The following is a 15,554-nucleotide window of genomic DNA, read 5'->3' as shown; positions in this document are numbered from 1 at the left end:
CCACCGAGCTGTCCGCGCTGGTGCACGACGAGATCGCGCTGGCGAAGGCGGAACTCCGCCAGGACGTGAAGCGCGGGGTCACCGGCGGGGCCGTGATCGCCGTGGCCGGAGTGCTCGCGCTGTTCTCGGTGCCGGTGTTCAGCATGGCCGCCGCCTACGGCATCCACAATCTGGGGCTCGGCCTCGCCTGGTCGTTCCTGATCGTGGGCGGCGCGTTCGTGCTGCTGGCGGCAGTTCTCGCGCTGTTCGCGGTGTCGAAGTTCAAGAAGGTGAAGCCGCCGGAGAGGACGATCGCGTCCTCCAAGAAGACCGCGGCCGTCCTGCAGAACGCCAAGCCGCACCCGCGCACGGTCCTCGACCGGCCGGGGGTTGTGGCACGCTCCTCTTCATGACCGCACCGGACTCCGCGCCCGCCTCGGCCGTACGGATCGACGGCCCCTGGACGCATCGGGACGTCGCCGCCAACGGGGCACGCTTCCACATCACCGAGATGGGCGAAGGCCCGCTGGTGTTGTTCCTGCACGGGTTCCCCCAGTTCTGGTGGACCTGGCGGCACCAGCTGCCCGCCTTCGCCGAGGCCGGCTTCCGCGCGGTCGCCATGGACCTGCGGGGCGTCGGCGGCAGCGACCGCACGCCGCGCGGGTACGACCCCGCGAACCTCGCCCTGGACGTCACCGGCGTGATCCGCTCGCTCGGCGAGCCGGACGCCGCGCTCGTCGGCCACGACCTGGGCGGCTACCTGGCCTGGACCGCCGCCGTCATGCGGCCGAAGCTGGTCCGCCGGCTCGCGGTGTCCTCGATGCCGCACCCGCGGCGCTGGCGCTCCGCGATGCTCGCGGACTTCTCGCAGTCGCGCTCGGGCAGCCACGTCTGGGGCTTCCAGCGCCCGTGGGTGCCGGAGCGGCAGCTGACGGCGGACGACAGCGCGCTGGTCGGCGGGCTGATCCGGGAGTGGTCGGGGCCGCAGCAGCCGGACGACAAGACCGTCGACGTCTACCGCCGCGCGATGAGCATCCCCTCGACGGCGCACTGCTCGGTGGAGCCCTACCGCTGGCTGGTCCGCTCGATGGCGCGTCCGGACGGCGTCCAGTTCAACCGGCGGATGAAGCGCCCGGTGCAGGTGCCCACCCTGCACCTGCACGGCTCGGCCGACCCGGTGATGCGGACGCGCAGCGCCGCCGGCAGCGGCCGGTACGTGGAGGCCCCCTACCGCTGGCGGCTCTTCGACGGCCTCGGGCACTTCCCGCACGAGGAGGACCCGGTCGGGTTCACCACCGAGGTGCTCAACTGGCTGAAGGACCCCGAACCGGACCGCTGAGCCGGCTCCGCCACCACCCCGGGCGAACGCCTGTCCATCGAACGCCAATTGCCGAACGCATAGGCCGATTGGGTGCCCGTGGCTGGATTATGGACCTTCGGGGACGGGCAGACGCTGGGTATGGGCTGGACGCACGACTACCGTGACGTAGCTGGAACCCGCCGCGCCGACCGTGCGCAGGGTCCGAACCAGGGGGGCGAATCGCCCTCCCCCGAGCCGAACGCACTTCCGGACGCCGATGTGCTCCCGGATCGCGACCTCGGTATCCCGATCATCATCCGCCGCCGCGCCCGCTGGGTCTCCGCCCGGCTGCGCCATCCCGCACCGCGCAGCGCCCCCCGGGCTTGACCCCGGCGCCTGCGCGAACCGAGCACCCTAGGGCTTCGTCAGATAGGCGAGCCCGGGGTGCTCCTCGGTGTAGGCGTCCACCAGGCGGCGCGCGACGCCCACCGAGTCGACGAGCGGATGCAGGGCGAACGCCTTCACCGCGGCCGCCCGCGACCCCGTCGCCGCCGCGCGCAGGACCTCGCGCTCGACGGCCTTGACGGCGGTCACCAGCCCCACGGCGTGCTCCGGCAGCGGTGAGACGGCGACGGGGTGCGCCCCGTTCGCGTCGACCAGGCACGGCACCTCGACGACCGCCGCGGCGTCCAAGACGCCCAGGGTGGTGCCGTTGCGGACGTTGAGGATCAGTGTGGTGCGCTCGTCGCGGGCGATGGCCCGCATCAGCCGCAGCGCGACCTTCTCGTACCCGCCGCCCTCCTCCAGGTCCGCCCGGTCGCGGCCGCCGGTGTCGCCGGAGGCCTCGCGGTTGTCGGCCATGTAGGTCGCCTCCCGCTCGGCGCGGGTGCGGTTCCAGGAGGCGAGGGTGGGGGCGTCGTAGAACGCCGTCTGCTGGTCGGCGAGGAACGCGCCGCGGGTCCGGGCGGCCGCACGGTAGGCGGCGACGGTCTCGCGGCCGAAGTAGTAGTAGTGCAGGTACTCGTTCGGGACCGCGCCCAGGGAGCGCAGCCAGTCGGCGCCGAAGAGCCGGCCCTCCTCGAAGGAGCCGAGCAGCTCGGGGTCGGCCAGGAGCCGGGGCAGCTCGTCCCGGCCGCGGACCCTCAGGCCGCGCAGCCAGCCGAGGTGGTTGAGGCCCGCGTAGTCCGGCCACGCCTCGTCCGGGTCGGCCCCCAGGACGCGCGCGACCCGCCGGCCCAGGCCCACCGGGGAGTCGCAGATGCCGATCACCCGGTCGCCCAGGTGCCGGGACATGGCCTCGGTGACCAGGCCGGCCGGGTTGGTGAAGTTGATGACCCAGGCCTCGGGGGCGAGCGCCTTGACGCGGCGGGCGATCTCCTCGGCGACGGGCACGGTGCGCAGCCCGTACGCGATGCCGCCCGCGCCGACCGTCTCCTGGCCGAGGACGCCCTCGGCGAGCGCGATCCGCTCGTCGGCGGCCCGGCCCGCGAGGCCGCCGACGCGGACCGCGGAGAACACGAAGTCGGCGCCGGTGACGGCCAGGTCCAGGTCGGTGGTGACGGCGACCTCGGGCGCGTCGGGGCGGCCGGCGGCCTGCTCGGACAGCACCCCGGCGACCGCCCGCAGCCGGCGTTCGTCGGTGTCGTGCAGCGTGACGTGGGTGACGCGGCCCTCGGCCCGGTCGCCGAGGAGCGCGCCGTAGACCAGCGGGACGCGGAAGCCGCCGCCGCCGAGGATCGTGAGACGGGTGCCTGCGGTGTTCATGCGTCCTCGCTCCTCGGGCGCCTAGAGCGCGCAGCCCTGGCTGTCGACCTGCTGGTCGGCTGCCCGGCCGCGGGCGATGTCCTCGCGGATCTCGTCGACGGTCAGCGCGTAGCCGGTGTCGGGGTTGTCGAGCGACTTGGCGAAGATGACGCCGCTGACCTTGCCGTCGGGGGTGAGGAGCGGGCCGCCGGAGTTGCCCTGCCGGACCATCGCGTACAGGGAGTAGACGTCGCGGCGGACCGTGCCGCGGTGGTAGATGTCGGGGCCGTTGGCGTTGAGCCGGCCGCGGACGCGGGCCGCGCGGACGTCGTAGGCGCCGTTCTCGGGGAAGCCGGCGACGATCGCGTTGTCGCCGGACCGGGCGTCCTGCTCGGTGAACTGCAGGGCGGGGGCGTCGAGGTCGGGCACGTCCAGGACGGCGATGTCGCGCTGCCAGTCGTAGAGCACCACCGTGGCGTCGAGGCGGCGGCCCTCGCCCCCGATCTGGACGGTCGGCTCCTCGACGCCGCCGACCACGTGCGCGTTGGTCATCACGCGGCGCTCGCCGAAGACGAAGCCGGTGCCTTCGAGGACCTTGGAGCAGCTCTCGGCGGTGCCGAGCACCTTGACGATGGAGCGCTGGGCGCGCTCGGCGACCGGGCTGGTCAGCAGGGCCTTGTCGGGCGGCTCGACCTCGGTGATCGGCTCGTTCGCGAAGGGGCTGAAGACCTGCGGGAAGCCGTTGCGGGCGAGGACGGAGGAGAAGTCCGTGAACCAGGTGGACGCCTGGTTCGGCAGCACCCGGTCGACCCCGACCAGGATCTTCGAACCGCGGACCTCCTTGCCGACGGTGGGCATGGTGGTGCCGGCGAGCAGGGAGCCGAGCAGCCAGGCGACCAGGAGCATCGCGAGGACGTTGACGAGCGCGCCGCCCGTGGCGTCGAGGGCGCGGGCCGGCGACCAGGTGATGTGGCGGCGGAGCTTGTTGCCCAGGTGGGTGGTGAAGGCCTGCCCGACGGAGGCGCAGAGGATGACGGCGACCACCGCGACGACGGCGGCCGTGGTCCCCACCTCGGCATTGTCCGTCGCCGCGTCCCAGATGACGGGCAGCAGCGAGACCGCGAGCAGGCCGCCGCCGATGAAGCCGATGACGGACAGGACGCCGACGACGAAGCCCTGGCGGTAGCCGACCACCGCGAACCACACGGCAGCGACCAGCAGAAGGATGTCCAGCACGTTCACCGTCAGAAGCCTCGCTTGTCGTCGCCGGTCACGGTCGCCCGGCCTGGGAATACGGGGCCGGCGGTCTCCACCGCCGGTGTCGGCCCCGAGGGATGCGGCACACCGGTCACCCTGTCATGCATGCCAGTCGAGCGGGACGGTGCGGTCGCGGTCCCAGGGCCTCTCCCATCCGGCGAAGTGCAGGATCCGGTCCAGGACCCCCGCGGTGAACCCCCACACGAGCGCCTGGCCGACCAGGAAGGCCGGGCCCCGGAAGCCGCGCGGATGCACGGCGGTCACCCGGTGGGCGGGGTCGGCGAGGTGGGCCACGGGCACGGTGAAGACGCTCGCCGTCTCCGCCGGGTCCACGACCCGCACCGGGCTCGGCTCCCGCCACCATCCCAGTACGGGAGTGACGACGAATCCGCTCACCGGGATGTAGAGCCGGGGCAGCACGCCGAAGACCTGGACGCCGGCCGGGTCGAGGCCGGTCTCCTCCTCGGCCTCGCGCAGGGCGGCCCGGACGGGGCCGTGGGTGCGCGGGTCGCCGTCCTCGGGGTCGAGGGCGCCGCCGGGGAAGCAGGGCTGTCCGGCGTGCGAGCGCAGGGAGCCGGCGCGCTCCATGAGGAGCAGCTCCGGGCCGAGCCCGCCGTCGGCGGCGGAGCGGCCCTCGCCGAAGAGGATCAGCACCGCCGACTGACGGCCCGCACCGTCCTCGGGCGGCAGGAAGCGGCTCATCTGGGACGGCTCGACGCGGGCGGCGGCGTCCGCGACCGGGGTGATCCAGGACGGCAGACCGGCGGTCGTGACGGCGACGGGGGGCGGCGCGGCTCCCGGCCCCGGACCGCTCGTCCCGCCGCTCGGGCCCGCGCCGTACGCCGTGCCCGGTCCGTTCGTCCCGCTCGTGCTGCTGAGGTGTGTCACAGCGACCCCCGTTCCCTCTGCGGCCAACGCCCGGACCCCCGTGGATCGTTCCTTCGATCGCCCGTCCGGTGGAGAGGGATCGTTTCCGCGGCCGGACGCCCGTCGCCGCGGGGCCGTGGACGCGGTGGCTGGGGGCGGGTGGCGGCGCGCATCCTCAGCCCGCGGGGGCCGGGGGCGCGGCGATCCCGCCGGTGTCCAGATAGCCCTGCGGGGGCTTGAGCCGCTGGCCCGGGGAGCCGCCCTTCTCGTACTTCAGCAGCTTCGCGGCCCTGGCGGGGTCCGTCTCCCCCTCGCCGTAGGACGGGCAGAGGGGGGCGATCGGGCAGACGCCGCAGGCGGGCTTGCGGGCGTGGCACATGCGGCGGCCGTGGAAGATCGTCCGGTGGGAGAGCATCGTCCACTCGGACTTGGGGAAGATCGCGGCGACAGCGGCCTCGATCTTCACCGGGTCGGTCTCCTCGGTCCACCGCCAGCGGTGCACCAGGCGGGCGAAGTGCGTGTCGACGGTGATGCCGGGGACGCCGAACGCGTTGCCCAGGACGACGTTCGCCGTCTTGCGGCCGACGCCCGGCAGCTTCACCAGGTCCTCCAGGCGGCCGGGCACCGCGCCGTCGAAGTCGTCCCGCAGCGCGGTGGCCAGGCCCAGGATCGACCGGGTCTTCGCGCGGAAGAAGCCGGTGGGCCGGATCAGCTCCTCGACCTCCTCGGGCACGGCGGCGGCCAGGTCCTCGGGCGTGGGGTACTTCGCGAACAGCGCGGGGGTCGTCTGGTTCACCCGCAGGTCGGTGGTCTGCGCGGAGAGGACGGTGGCGACCAGGAGCTGGAAGGGGTCCTCGAAGTCCAGTTCCGGGTGGGCGTAGGGGTAGACCTCGGCGAGCTCGCGGTCGATCCGGCGGGCGCGGCGGATCATGCCGAGGCGGGTCTCGGGTTTGGCGGGGCGGACGGTCGCCGACTTGGCGGCGCTCTTCGGGGCGACGCTCTTCGGGGCCGCCTTCTCGGCGGTCGCCTTCCGCGCGGGGGCGGTCCTCTTCGCCGCGGGCGCCTTCTTCGCGGGAGCGGCCTTCCCGTCGGGTGCCGCAGCCTTACCAGCGGGTGCGGCCTTCTTCGCCGCGGGCGCCCTCTTCCCCGCAGGTGCTTTCTTCGCCGGCGCCGCGTTCTTCGCCGCCGCCTTGCCGCCGGCCGTGCTTCGACTGGGCACGTTCTCCACAGGCTCCCTCTCCGCCGCCCGCCGCGATACGGACGCCTGTTCGCCCACGGCTGAACCGTCGCCGTGGGTCACTCTTCCGGCCCTCTTGCCCCTCGCCTTCCCCGGCGTGTAGGACACCTCACAACCCTAGGCCCCTGCACTGACATTCACCCGGCCTGCCGGGGAAGAGGGACCGCGCGGGGGGCCAATCGGCCCCCTGCCGCACGGTGCCGGGCGCATGTCCGGCATCCTTGTGATTGATCGCACTGTTTGAAGCGTCCGGCATCATGGGACCTCAAGCCCTCGTGAGCAGGTCGACAAGGAGAGAACACGTGGACGACGTTCTGCGGCGGGCCCCGCTCTTCGCGGGCCTCGATGACGACCAGGCCGCGGAGCTCCGCGCCTCGATGGGAGAGGTGACCCTCGCACGCGGTGACGCCCTCTTCCACGAGGGCGACCCCGGAGACCGCCTCTACGTCGTGACCGAGGGCAAGGTGAAGCTGCACCGCACCTCCCCCGACGGTCGCGAGAACATGCTGGCCGTCCTCGGCCCCGGCGAGCTGATCGGCGAGCTGTCGCTGTTCGACCCCGGCCCGCGCACCGCCACCGCCACCGCGCTGACCGAGGTGAAGCTGCTCGGTCTCGGCCACGGCGACCTGCAGCCCTGGCTGAACGTCCGCCCGGAGGTCGCCACGGCGCTGCTCCGCGCGGTCGCCCGGCGGCTCCGCAAGACCAACGACCAGATGTCCGACCTGGTCTTCTCCGACGTGCCCGGCCGGGTGGCGCGTGCGCTCCTCGACCTGTCGCGCCGCTTCGGCGTGCAGTCCGAGGAGGGCATCCACGTGGTGCACGACCTGACCCAGGAGGAGCTGGCGCAGCTCGTCGGCGCCTCCCGCGAGACGGTCAACAAGGCGCTCGCGGACTTCGCGGGCCGCGGCTGGCTCCGCCTGGAGGCCCGCGCGGTCATCCTGCTGGACGTCGAGCGGCTGGCTAAGCGCTCGCGCTGAGCGACACTGGAACATGTCCGAGGGGCCCCGTCGACCGACCGGCGGGGCCCCTCGGCGCGTTCCGGCATCCTGAACACGCTGTTCCGGGCGGCCCGGACGCGATGCGTCAGAAGCCGTGTCGCGATGCCCCGAGGCCGAGACGCGATCTCCTAGAGCCCGTCAGGGCCCCTTCCGATGAGCCCGTGCTCGGTGAGGTAGTCCAACTGCGCGCGAACCGACAGCTCGGCCGCCGGCCACAGCGAGCGGTCGACGTCCGCGTAGACGTGCTCGACGACCGCGCAGGACGTCCGGTGGCCGTTCTCGACGGCGGTCTCGACCTGCGCCAGGCGGCTCGCCCGGTGGGCGAGGTAGAACTCGACCGCGCCCTGGGCGTCGTCCAGGACGGGGCCGTGCCCCGGGAGCACCGTGTGCACGCCGTCGTCGACCGTCAGGGAGCGCAGCCGCCGCAACGAGTCCAGGTAGTCGCCCAGCCGGCCGTCCGGGTGCGCCACGAGCGTCGTGCCGCGGCCCAGGACGGTGTCCCCGGTGAGGACCGCGCCGTCGGCCGGCAGGTGGAAGGAGAGCGAGTCCGAGGTGTGCCCGGGAGTGGGCACCACCCGCAGCTCGAGACCGCCGGTGGTCACCACGTCGCCGGCGGCGAGCCCCTCGTCGCCGAGCCGCAGCGCGGGGTCAAGGGCGCGCACCTTCGTCCGGGTCAGCTCGGCGAACCGGGCCGCGCCCTCGGCGTGGTCGGGGTGCCCGTGGGTGAGCAGGGTGAGCGCGATCCGGCGGCCGGCGCGCGCGGCGGTGTCGACCACCGCGCGCAGATGCGCCTCGTCGAGCGGCCCGGGGTCGACGACGACGGCGAGGTCCGAACCGGGTTCGGCAACGATCCAGGTGTTGGTGCCGTCCAGGGTCATCGCGGACGGGTTCGGCGCGAGGACGTTGACCGCGCGGGCGGTGGCCGGTCCCCCGACGACGCCGCCGCGCGGCTGGCCGGGGAGCAGGGCGGCGTCGGTCATGCGGGGTCCTTCGGGTCAGAGGGGGTGCGCCCCGCGGACGCGGGATCGGCGGGAACGGGCTCCTGGGAGGCGGGTTCCGCCGGGTCCGGACGGGTGACGCCGGCGTCCGCGGCGATCCGCTTCGTGAACTCCTCGTGCCCCGGCCAGCTGAGCACCACCTCGCCGCCGTCCGTGATCCGGGCCCGGGCCAGGACCGGCGTCAGGTCGCGGTTTGCCGCCGCGGCGAGCACCTCGGCGGCGGAGGCGTACGGCAGCAGCTGCCGCAGCGTCGCGACGGTGGGCGGCATCATAAGGTACTCGCCCCGCTCGTAGCCGGCGACGGCGTCCTCCGGGCGCGCCCAGACTGTGCGGTCGGCCTCCGTGGAGGCGTTGCGGGTGCGCTGTCCCGCGGGCAGGGCGGCGACGAAGAACCACGTGTCGTAGCGCTTCGGTTCGAACTCCGGGGTGATCCATCGGGTCCAGGCCGCGAGGAGGTCACCGCGCAGGACGAGACCCCGCCGGCCGAGGAACTCGGCGAAGGTCTGCTCGCGTGCCACGAGCGCCGCGCGGTCGGCCTCCCAGTCGTCCCCGGTCGTGTCGCCGACGACCGTGTGCGGGTCGGGGCCCGCGAGGAGCACGCCGGACTCCTCGAAGGTCTCCCTGACGGCCGCGCAGACGATCGCCTGGGCCGTCGGCCCGTCCACCCCCAGCCGGGCCGCCCAGGCGGCCCTGGAGGGCCCCGCCCAGCGCACCGCGGGCGCGGGGTCGGCGTCCCGCGGGTCGACGCCGCCCCCGGGGTAGGCGTACGCGCCGCCGGCGAAGGCCATGGCGGTGCGCCTGCGCAGCAGGTGGACGGCCGGGCCGGCCGCGCCGCCGTCCCGCAGCAGCATCACGGTCGCCGCCCGCCGCGGCGGGACGGGGGTCAGGCTGCCGTCCGCCAGGGCGCGGATGCGTGCGGGCCACTCAGGGGGGTACCACTGACCGTTCGCCATGGTCGGGAGGCTAGTAGGTGGCGCGCTGATGTTCGAGAGGGGTCCTTCGGCACCGCCCTCCCGGGATCGGCATCCGGGCGACCGGTCGGGGCGGAAGCACTGGACAGGACCGCGGAACCGCACCACACGACCGCACCCCCGCGCGCAGGATGCGCCGCGACCGCGCACCGTAGAAGTACGACCGCAGAACGACGACAGCCGACGGCACTTCCGGGCAGAGGAGCGTCATGACCGAGGAACGATCGCAGTGCCTGGTGACCGGCGCGACCGGGTACATCGGGGGACGGCTCGTCCCCGAGCTGCTCGCGGCCGGGCACCGGGTGCGGTGCCTGGCCCGCACGCCGGAGAAGCTCCGCGACCATCCCTGGCGGCCCGACGCGGAGATCGTCAAGGGCGACGTCACGGACGCCGGCTCGCTCGCGGAGGCGATGAAGGGCGTCGACGTCGCGTACTACCTGGTGCACGCCCTGGGGACGGGCCGGACCTTCGAGGACACCGACCGCGAGGCCGCGCGGACCTTCGGCGAGCAGGCGCGGGCCGCCGGTGTGAAGCGGATCGTCTACCTGGGCGGGCTGACGCCGACCGGCGTCCCCGAGGACGAGCTGTCTCCGCACCTGCGCTCCCGCCACGAGGTGGGGCGCATCCTCCTGGACAGCGGTGTGCCGACCGTCTACCTGAGGGCGGCGGTCATCATCGGCTCCGGATCGGCGTCCTTCGAGATGCTGCGCTACCTGACCGAGCGGCTGCCGGTCATGGTGACCCCGAGCTGGGTCCACACCCGGATCCAGCCGATCGCCGTCCGGGACGTGCTGCGCTACCTGGTGGGCTCCGCCGGCATGCCCGAGGACGTCAACCGGGCGTTCGACATCGGCGGCCCCGACGTCATGACGTACCTGGACATGATGCAGCACTACGCGGCGGTCGCCGGCCTGCGCCGCCGGGTCGTCGTCCCGGTGCCGATCCTGACGCCGAACCTCTCCAGCCACTGGGTGAACCTGGTGACCCCGGTCCCCCGGTCGATCGCCCGCCCTCTCGTGGAGTCCCTGCGCCATGAGGTGGTGTGCGACGAGCACGACATCGCGCGCTACGTCGCGGACCCGCCCGGCACGCCGATGCCCTTCGTGGAGTCCCTGACGCTCGCCCTGCGGCGGATCAGGGACGCCGAGGTCATCACCCGCTGGTCCTCCGCGTCGACGGCGGGCGCGCCCAGCGACCCGCTGCCCACGGACCCCCAGTGGGCGGGCGGCAGCCTGTACACCGACCGCAGGGCGCGCCGGGTCGAGGCCTCCAAGGACTCGCTCTGGCAGGTCGTCGAGGGCATCGGCGGGGAGAACGGGTGGTACTCGTTCCCGCTCGCCTGGGTGGTCCGCGGCTGGCTCGACCGGCTGGTCGGCGGAGTGGGGCTGCGCCGCGGCCGGCGGGACGCCAAACGGCTGCGGGTCGGCGACTCCCTGGACTTCTGGCGGGTCGAGGAGATCGACCGCGGCCGGCTGCTGCGGCTGCGCGCCGAGATGAGGGTCCCCGGGCTCGCCTGGCTGGAGATGTACGTCGGCGAGGACCGCCAGGGGCGCACCGTCTACCGGCAGCGCGCGCTCTTCCACCCGCGGGGCCTGTGGGGGCACGCCTACTGGTGGAGCGTGGCCCCGTTCCACGCGTTCGTGTTCGGCGGGATGGCGCAGAACATCGCGGGCGCTGCGAAGACCCTGGAGGCCGACCGGCAGGCGGTCGAGGGCGCGGAGCATCGGGACGCCGAGGACGCGGTGCGGCGCGAGGCCCGCCAATAGCGGCGTCACCGGAACGCTCCCTAGGAGCGGCCTCATCAGAACGCTCTCCAGGAGCGGCCTCCCCGAACGCGGTCCCCAAAAGCGGCCTCGTCGATACGGTCCCTGGTGGACGACGGGACCGGACCAATCCCCGGCCCCACCCGCTCCGAATCACGTCCATAGATTCCCGTTTTCCGGACGCAGCACGTGCAGGAGGCTCACCGCGTGAGAGAAGTGGTGCACATCAGCGGAGTGCCCTCCCCGGGGCCCGATCTGCCGGCGCTGATCGGCGAGGTCGCCAAGGGCGACCAGGACGCCTTCGCGTCCCTCTACGATGTCGTGTGCTCCCCGGTGCTCGGTCTGGTGCGCAGCGTGCTGCGGGATCCCGCCCAGTCCGAGGAGGTCGCCCAGGAGGTGTTCGTCGAGGTCTGGCGGACGGCGGCGCGCTACCGCCCCGAGCGGGGCGGCGTCATGAACTGGGTGCTCACGCTGGCCCACCGCCGTGCGGTGGACCGGGTCCGCTCCGCGCAGGCGTCCTCCGACCGCGAGCAGCGGGCCGCGCTCCTGGAGCACACCCCGGCCTACGACGAGGTGACCGAGCAGGTCGAGGCGAGCCTCGAACGCGAACAGGTGCGCCGCTGCCTGCGCACGCTCACCGAGCTCCAGCGGCAGTCCGTGACCCTGGCCTACTACCGGGGCCTCACCTACCGGGAGGTCGGCGAGCTGCTCGCCGTCCCCCTGGGAACCGTCAAGACCCGCCTGCGCGACGGTCTCATCCGGATGCGCGACTGCCTGGGGGTGACCTCGTGACCACCGCCGACCTGCACACCCTGACCGGTGCGTACGCCCTGGACGCGCTGGACTCCGACGAGCGCGTGGGCTTCGAGCGGCACCTGCGCGCGTGCGAGGCCTGCTCCCAGGAGGTCCGCGAACTGACCGAGACGGCGGCCCGGCTGGCCGGCGCCGTCGCCGTGAGGCCCACCCCCGCGACGAAGCAGGAGGTGCTGCGCAGGATCGCCACGGTCCGTCAGGAGCCGCCGCACACGCCCGCGGTGGAGCGCGGGGCCGACGGGGCCGCCGGACGCGGCAGACGGCTCCAGCGGTTCGCCCTGGCGGCCTGCGTGGCGGCGGCGGTCGCCTTCGGCGGCGTCGCGGGCTGGCAGCACCAGCGGGCCGAGGACGCCCAGGAGCAGGCCCAGGACGCCACCCGGCAGTCCGAGCAGCTCGCCCAGGTGCTCGCCGCGCCCGACGCGCGCACGACGAGCGCGAAGCTCTCCGACGGCGCCGACGGCACGGTGGTCGTCTCCCGCAGCCTCGACCGGGCGGTCTACGTGGCCTCCGGGATGCCGAGCCTGCCGGACGGGAAGGTCTACCAGCTCTGGTACAAGGACGGCGACGCGATGCGGTCGGCGGGCGTCATGCCGTCCCGGCAGGGCACCGAGTCGTTCCTGCTCGCCGGCGACGTCGGCGAGGCCACCGGGGTCGGTGTCACCATCGAGCCCGCCGGGGGCTCGGAGCAGCCGACGACCGAGCCGCTGGCGCTGATGGACATCTCCGCGGCCTGAGAGTCCCGCGACCCGGGTCGGCGAAGGGTCCGCCCATCGGGCGGGCCCTTCCGCATGTCCGCCGCTCGTCCGAACGCCACCCGAATTCGCGTGCGCAGTTTGCGCCCGGACGGTATTCGTAGCGACTTCGCCGCCGGATTGGTGGCAGCGTCAATTCCATCCGATCAGGTGAAAGTCCACTCCGGCACCCATCCGAATGCCGCTGGGCGGCGAATCTCATACGTGACCGGAAACCGGACGACCCCATCGCGAGGCGCGCGCGTACTGCGCGGATGCCTGGGCGCGCTGAGCGGACTGATCGCCGCCTTCGCCGCCCTGTGCACCGCGGAGCTCGCCGCCGGCGCCGTGCGTCCCGAGGCCGGGCCCGTCACCGCGATCGGCGGGGCGGTCATCGACCGCACTCCCGCCCCGGTGAAGGACTTCGCGATCCGGAACTTCGGGACCAACGACAAACTGGTCCTCCAACTCGGCATCCTGGCGCTGCTCGCCGCCTTCGCGATGCTGATCGGGCTCCTCGCCCTGCGCCACCGCAAGGCCGGCGCGGCCGCCGCACTCGTCTTCGGGGCCGTCGGCGCGGTGGCGGCACTGAGCCGGCCCGAGAGCCGCGCCTCCGACGTGGTCCCGTCCGTCGTGGGCGGCCTGGTGGCGGCCGGCGTGCTGTACGTCCTCGCGGGGTTCCTGACTTCCCGCCCTCGATCGTCCTCTGCGAGCGCGGGGGCGGACGGTCGCGGTGAGCGGGGAGCCGACGCCGGGGAGGAGCGAGGGACCGGCGTCGGCGCGACGCGGGCGGCCGCCGACGAGGGGCCCACGGGCCCCGCCGAGGCGGCCCCCGCGTCCACCACCGACGAGACGGCCCCCCGGACCTCTCCGGCCCCGCAGGAGGCCACCGGAGCCCCCACGCTGTACCTCGGGGACGGCCCGTCGCCCGGCGGCTTCAACCGGCGCGGCTTCGTCATCGCCGCGACCGCCGCGGTGGCCGCCTCGGCCGGTGCGGGCGCGCTGGGCCGGAAGCTGGCCGGCTCGGGCGCGGCCGAGGCCAGGGCCACCCGCGGCTCCGTCCGGATCCCCGCGCCCCGCTCCACGGCCAGGCCGATCCCCAAGGGCGCCGATCTCGGCATCCGCGACGTCGCCTCCTTCACCACCGCCAACCGCGACTTCTACCGGGTCGACACCGCCCTGGTCGTGCCCCGCGTGAACGCCGACACCTGGCGGCTGCGCATCCACGGCAAGGGCGTGCAGAACGAGCTGGAGCTGAGCTTCCAGGACCTCCTCGGACGCGAGCTGGTCGAGCGCGACATCACGATGACCTGCGTCTCCAACGAGGTCGGCGGACCGTATGTGGGCAACGCCCGCTGGATCGGCGTCCGCCTGGCCGACGTCCTGCGCGAGGCCGGCGTGCGCGCCCCCTCCGAGGGCGGCCCCGCCGACCAGCTGGTCTCCCGATCGGTCGACGGCATGACCATCGGCACCCCGGTGGAGACCGTGCTCGACGGACGCGACGCGCTCCTCGCCCTCGGCATGAACGGCGAGCCGCTCCCCTTCGACCACGGCTTCCCCGTCCGGATGATCGTCCCCGGCCTCTACGGCTACGTGTCCGCCTGCAAGTGGATCAAGGACATCGACCTCACGAACTTCGACGACTACGACGCGTACTGGGTACGGCGGAAGTGGTCGCGCGAGGCCCCCATCAAGACCATGTCCCGCATCGACACCCCGCGCCCCCTGTCCTCCCAGAAGGCGGGCACCGTCCCCGTCGCCGGGGTGGCCTGGGCGCAGCACCGCGGCATCGCGCGGGTGGAGGTGCGGGTCGACGAGGGCCCCTGGCAGCAGGCCCGCCTCGGCGACGAGGCCGGGATCGACACCTGGCGCCAGTGGGTGTGGGAGTGGCCCGCGACCCCGGGCCGGCACCGGCTCGAGGTCCGCGCCACGGACCGCACGGGGGAGACCCAGACCGACGAGCGGGTCGACACCGTCCCCGACGGGGCGACCGGCTGGCACTCGGTGGTGGTCACCGTGCCGTGAGCCGCACCACCGCCCCCAAGAACCTCTGTGAACCGCGTCGACGGCCCCCCGGGCCGTGTGCCGCGAAACCCGTATCGCACCGCCCAGCACCAACCAAGGAGAGAGTCATGAACGCCCTTCGTTTCCGCCGCACCGCCGTCGCCGTGGCCGCCGCCGCGGTCCTGCCGTTCTCGCTCGCCGCGTGTTCGGACGACAGCGGCAGCAGCAGCGCCAACGAGGCCTCCTCGCCCTCGGCCGGCGCCCCCGACGCGGACAGCAGCCCGTCGATGTCGGCGTCCGCCTCCGGCGACATGATGGACAAGCCCTTCGGTGACGCCTGCGCGTCGCTGCCCAAGAGCGGCGAGGGCTCCGCCGAGGGCATGGCCGACGACCCGGTCGCGACCGCCGCGTCCAACAACCCCGAGCTGACCACCCTGGTCGCCGCGGTCAAGGCGGCCGGCCTGGTCGACACGCTGAACGACGCGGAGGACATCACCGTCTTCGCGCCGACCAACGACGCCTTCAAGAAGATCCCGAAGGAGGACCTGGACAAGCTGCTCGCCGACAAGGACCAGCTGACCAAGGTGCTCACCTACCACGTCGTGGGCGAGACCATCCAGCCCGACCAGCTGGAGGACGGCTCCTTCACCACCCTGGAGAAGAGCAAGCTGACGACCTCGGGCTCGGACATGAAGTTCAAGGTCAACGACTCCGCGAACATCGTCTGCGGGAACGTCCAGACGGCCAACGCCAAGGTGCAGCTCATCGACACCGTGCTGATGCCGCCGGCGGGCTCCCCGAGCGCCTCGGCCAGCTGACCCGGCCGCTCGACGGCCGGCGGCGCCCACACCCCGCGCGGGGGCGCCGTCCGGCCGGCCGGCTCACATGACGGA

The 15,554-nt window shown here is 73.8% G+C and carries 15 protein-coding genes; 9 read left to right on the top strand and 6 right to left on the bottom strand.

Features of this window, described 5'->3' with window-relative positions:
- From ACFWEG_RS23625 to ACFWEG_RS23615, 3 genes are all read left to right on the top strand, one after another.
- Window positions 1–392 (top strand): phage holin family protein (locus tag ACFWEG_RS23625; protein WP_387218542.1); only part of this gene is annotated, 392 nt, incomplete at its 5' end.
- Complete coding sequence (locus ACFWEG_RS23620; protein WP_387218540.1) at window positions 389–1,318, top strand: alpha/beta fold hydrolase; 930 nt, start codon at window positions 389–391, stop codon at window positions 1,316–1,318. The genes ACFWEG_RS23625 and ACFWEG_RS23620, both read left to right, overlap by 4 nt.
- 120 nt (window positions 1,319–1,438) lie before the next feature.
- Complete coding sequence (locus ACFWEG_RS23615; RefSeq protein ID WP_387218537.1) at window positions 1,439–1,666, top strand: hypothetical protein; 228 nt, start codon at window positions 1,439–1,441, stop codon at window positions 1,664–1,666.
- A 27-nt stretch (window positions 1,667–1,693) separates the two neighbouring features.
- On the opposite strand, the gene ACFWEG_RS23610 is transcribed toward ACFWEG_RS23615, so the two are convergent.
- The 4 genes from ACFWEG_RS23610 to nth form a co-directional block, all read right to left on the bottom strand.
- Entirely contained in the window at window positions 1,694–3,043 is a 1,350-nt protein-coding gene (locus ACFWEG_RS23610) for a 6-phospho-beta-glucosidase (protein WP_387218534.1), read from the bottom strand.
- Between the two features lie 21 nt (window positions 3,044–3,064).
- Complete coding sequence (locus tag ACFWEG_RS23605) at window positions 3,065–4,264, bottom strand: MarP family serine protease (protein WP_387218531.1); 1,200 nt, start codon at window positions 4,262–4,264, stop codon at window positions 3,065–3,067.
- Window positions 4,265–4,378: 114 nt separating this feature from the next.
- Window positions 4,379–5,167, bottom strand: a complete 789-nt coding sequence (locus ACFWEG_RS23600; RefSeq protein ID WP_387218529.1) for an NUDIX hydrolase — start codon at window positions 5,165–5,167, stop codon at window positions 4,379–4,381.
- A 154-nt stretch (window positions 5,168–5,321) separates the two neighbouring features.
- On the bottom strand, window positions 5,322–6,374 hold the full coding sequence (nth, locus tag ACFWEG_RS23595) for an endonuclease III (protein WP_387218527.1): 1,053 nt from the start codon (window positions 6,372–6,374) through the stop codon (window positions 5,322–5,324).
- Between the two features lie 311 nt (window positions 6,375–6,685).
- Between nth and ACFWEG_RS23590 the strand changes: the two genes are divergently transcribed.
- Window positions 6,686–7,360 (top strand): Crp/Fnr family transcriptional regulator, encoded by a 675-nt coding sequence (locus ACFWEG_RS23590; protein ID WP_387218525.1) that lies wholly within the window; start codon window positions 6,686–6,688, stop codon window positions 7,358–7,360.
- Between the two features lie 149 nt (window positions 7,361–7,509).
- Here the strand turns inward: ACFWEG_RS23590 and ACFWEG_RS23585 are convergent, their stop codons facing one another.
- Together ACFWEG_RS23585 and ACFWEG_RS23580 are read right to left on the bottom strand one after the other, a co-directional pair.
- Complete coding sequence (locus ACFWEG_RS23585) at window positions 7,510–8,361, bottom strand: MBL fold metallo-hydrolase (protein ID WP_387218522.1); 852 nt, start codon at window positions 8,359–8,361, stop codon at window positions 7,510–7,512.
- The gene (locus ACFWEG_RS23580) at window positions 8,358–9,332 is read right to left on the bottom strand and encodes an NUDIX hydrolase (RefSeq protein WP_387218520.1); all 975 of its coding nucleotides are present in this window, start codon (window positions 9,330–9,332) and stop codon (window positions 8,358–8,360) included. Before ACFWEG_RS23580 ends, ACFWEG_RS23585 begins: the two co-directional genes overlap by 4 nt.
- Before the next feature lie 227 nt (window positions 9,333–9,559).
- On the opposite strand from ACFWEG_RS23580, the gene ACFWEG_RS23575 reads away from it, so the two are divergent.
- The 5 genes from ACFWEG_RS23575 to ACFWEG_RS23555 all read left to right on the top strand — a co-directional run bounded on the left by ACFWEG_RS23575 (window position 9,560) and on the right by ACFWEG_RS23555 (window position 15,479).
- Window positions 9,560–11,116, top strand: coding sequence for an SDR family oxidoreductase (locus tag ACFWEG_RS23575; RefSeq protein WP_387218518.1), 1,557 nt, complete (start codon window positions 9,560–9,562; stop codon window positions 11,114–11,116).
- 204 nt (window positions 11,117–11,320) lie between these two features.
- On the top strand, window positions 11,321–11,905 hold the full coding sequence (locus tag ACFWEG_RS23570; protein WP_387218516.1) for a sigma-70 family RNA polymerase sigma factor: 585 nt from the start codon (window positions 11,321–11,323) through the stop codon (window positions 11,903–11,905).
- Entirely contained in the window at window positions 11,902–12,660 is a 759-nt protein-coding gene (locus ACFWEG_RS23565) for an anti-sigma factor domain-containing protein (protein ID WP_387218514.1), read from the top strand. The genes ACFWEG_RS23570 and ACFWEG_RS23565 overlap by 4 nt, the downstream gene beginning before the upstream one ends.
- 222 nt (window positions 12,661–12,882) lie before the next feature.
- Window positions 12,883–14,682, top strand: a complete 1,800-nt coding sequence (locus tag ACFWEG_RS23560) for a molybdopterin-dependent oxidoreductase (protein WP_387218512.1) — start codon at window positions 12,883–12,885, stop codon at window positions 14,680–14,682.
- Between the two features lie 107 nt (window positions 14,683–14,789).
- Window positions 14,790–15,479 carry a fasciclin domain-containing protein gene (locus ACFWEG_RS23555; RefSeq protein WP_387218509.1) on the top strand — a complete coding sequence of 230 codons (690 nt, stop codon included), beginning with the start codon at window positions 14,790–14,792 and terminating at the stop codon, window positions 15,477–15,479.
- The last annotated feature ends 75 nt before the right edge of the window (window positions 15,480–15,554 follow it).

The sequence above is a fragment of the Streptomyces sp. NPDC060194 genome (assembly GCF_042728285.1).
In the GTDB taxonomy this organism is placed as follows: Bacteria; Actinomycetota; Actinomycetes; order Streptomycetales; family Streptomycetaceae; genus Streptomyces.
The sequence above is the reverse complement of the archived record's forward strand: the minus strand, read 5'-3'. Positions and strand labels throughout refer to the sequence as shown.

Coding starts and splice junctions, on each gene's coding strand:
- ACFWEG_RS23620 (WP_387218540.1), top strand. CDS start 389: ATGACCGCACCGGACTCCGCGCCCGCCTCGGCCGTACGGATCGACGGC.
- ACFWEG_RS23615 (WP_387218537.1), top strand. CDS start 1,439: ATGGGCTGGACGCACGACTACCGTGACGTAGCTGGAACCCGCCGCGCC.
- ACFWEG_RS23610 (WP_387218534.1), bottom strand. CDS start 3,043: ATGAACACCGCAGGCACCCGTCTCACGATCCTCGGCGGCGGCGGCTTC.
- ACFWEG_RS23585 (WP_387218522.1), bottom strand. CDS start 8,361: ATGACCGACGCCGCCCTGCTCCCCGGCCAGCCGCGCGGCGGCGTCGTC.
- ACFWEG_RS23580 (WP_387218520.1), bottom strand. CDS start 9,332: ATGGCGAACGGTCAGTGGTACCCCCCTGAGTGGCCCGCACGCATCCGC.
- ACFWEG_RS23575 (WP_387218518.1), top strand. CDS start 9,560: ATGACCGAGGAACGATCGCAGTGCCTGGTGACCGGCGCGACCGGGTAC.
- ACFWEG_RS23555 (WP_387218509.1), top strand. CDS start 14,790: ATGAACGCCCTTCGTTTCCGCCGCACCGCCGTCGCCGTGGCCGCCGCC.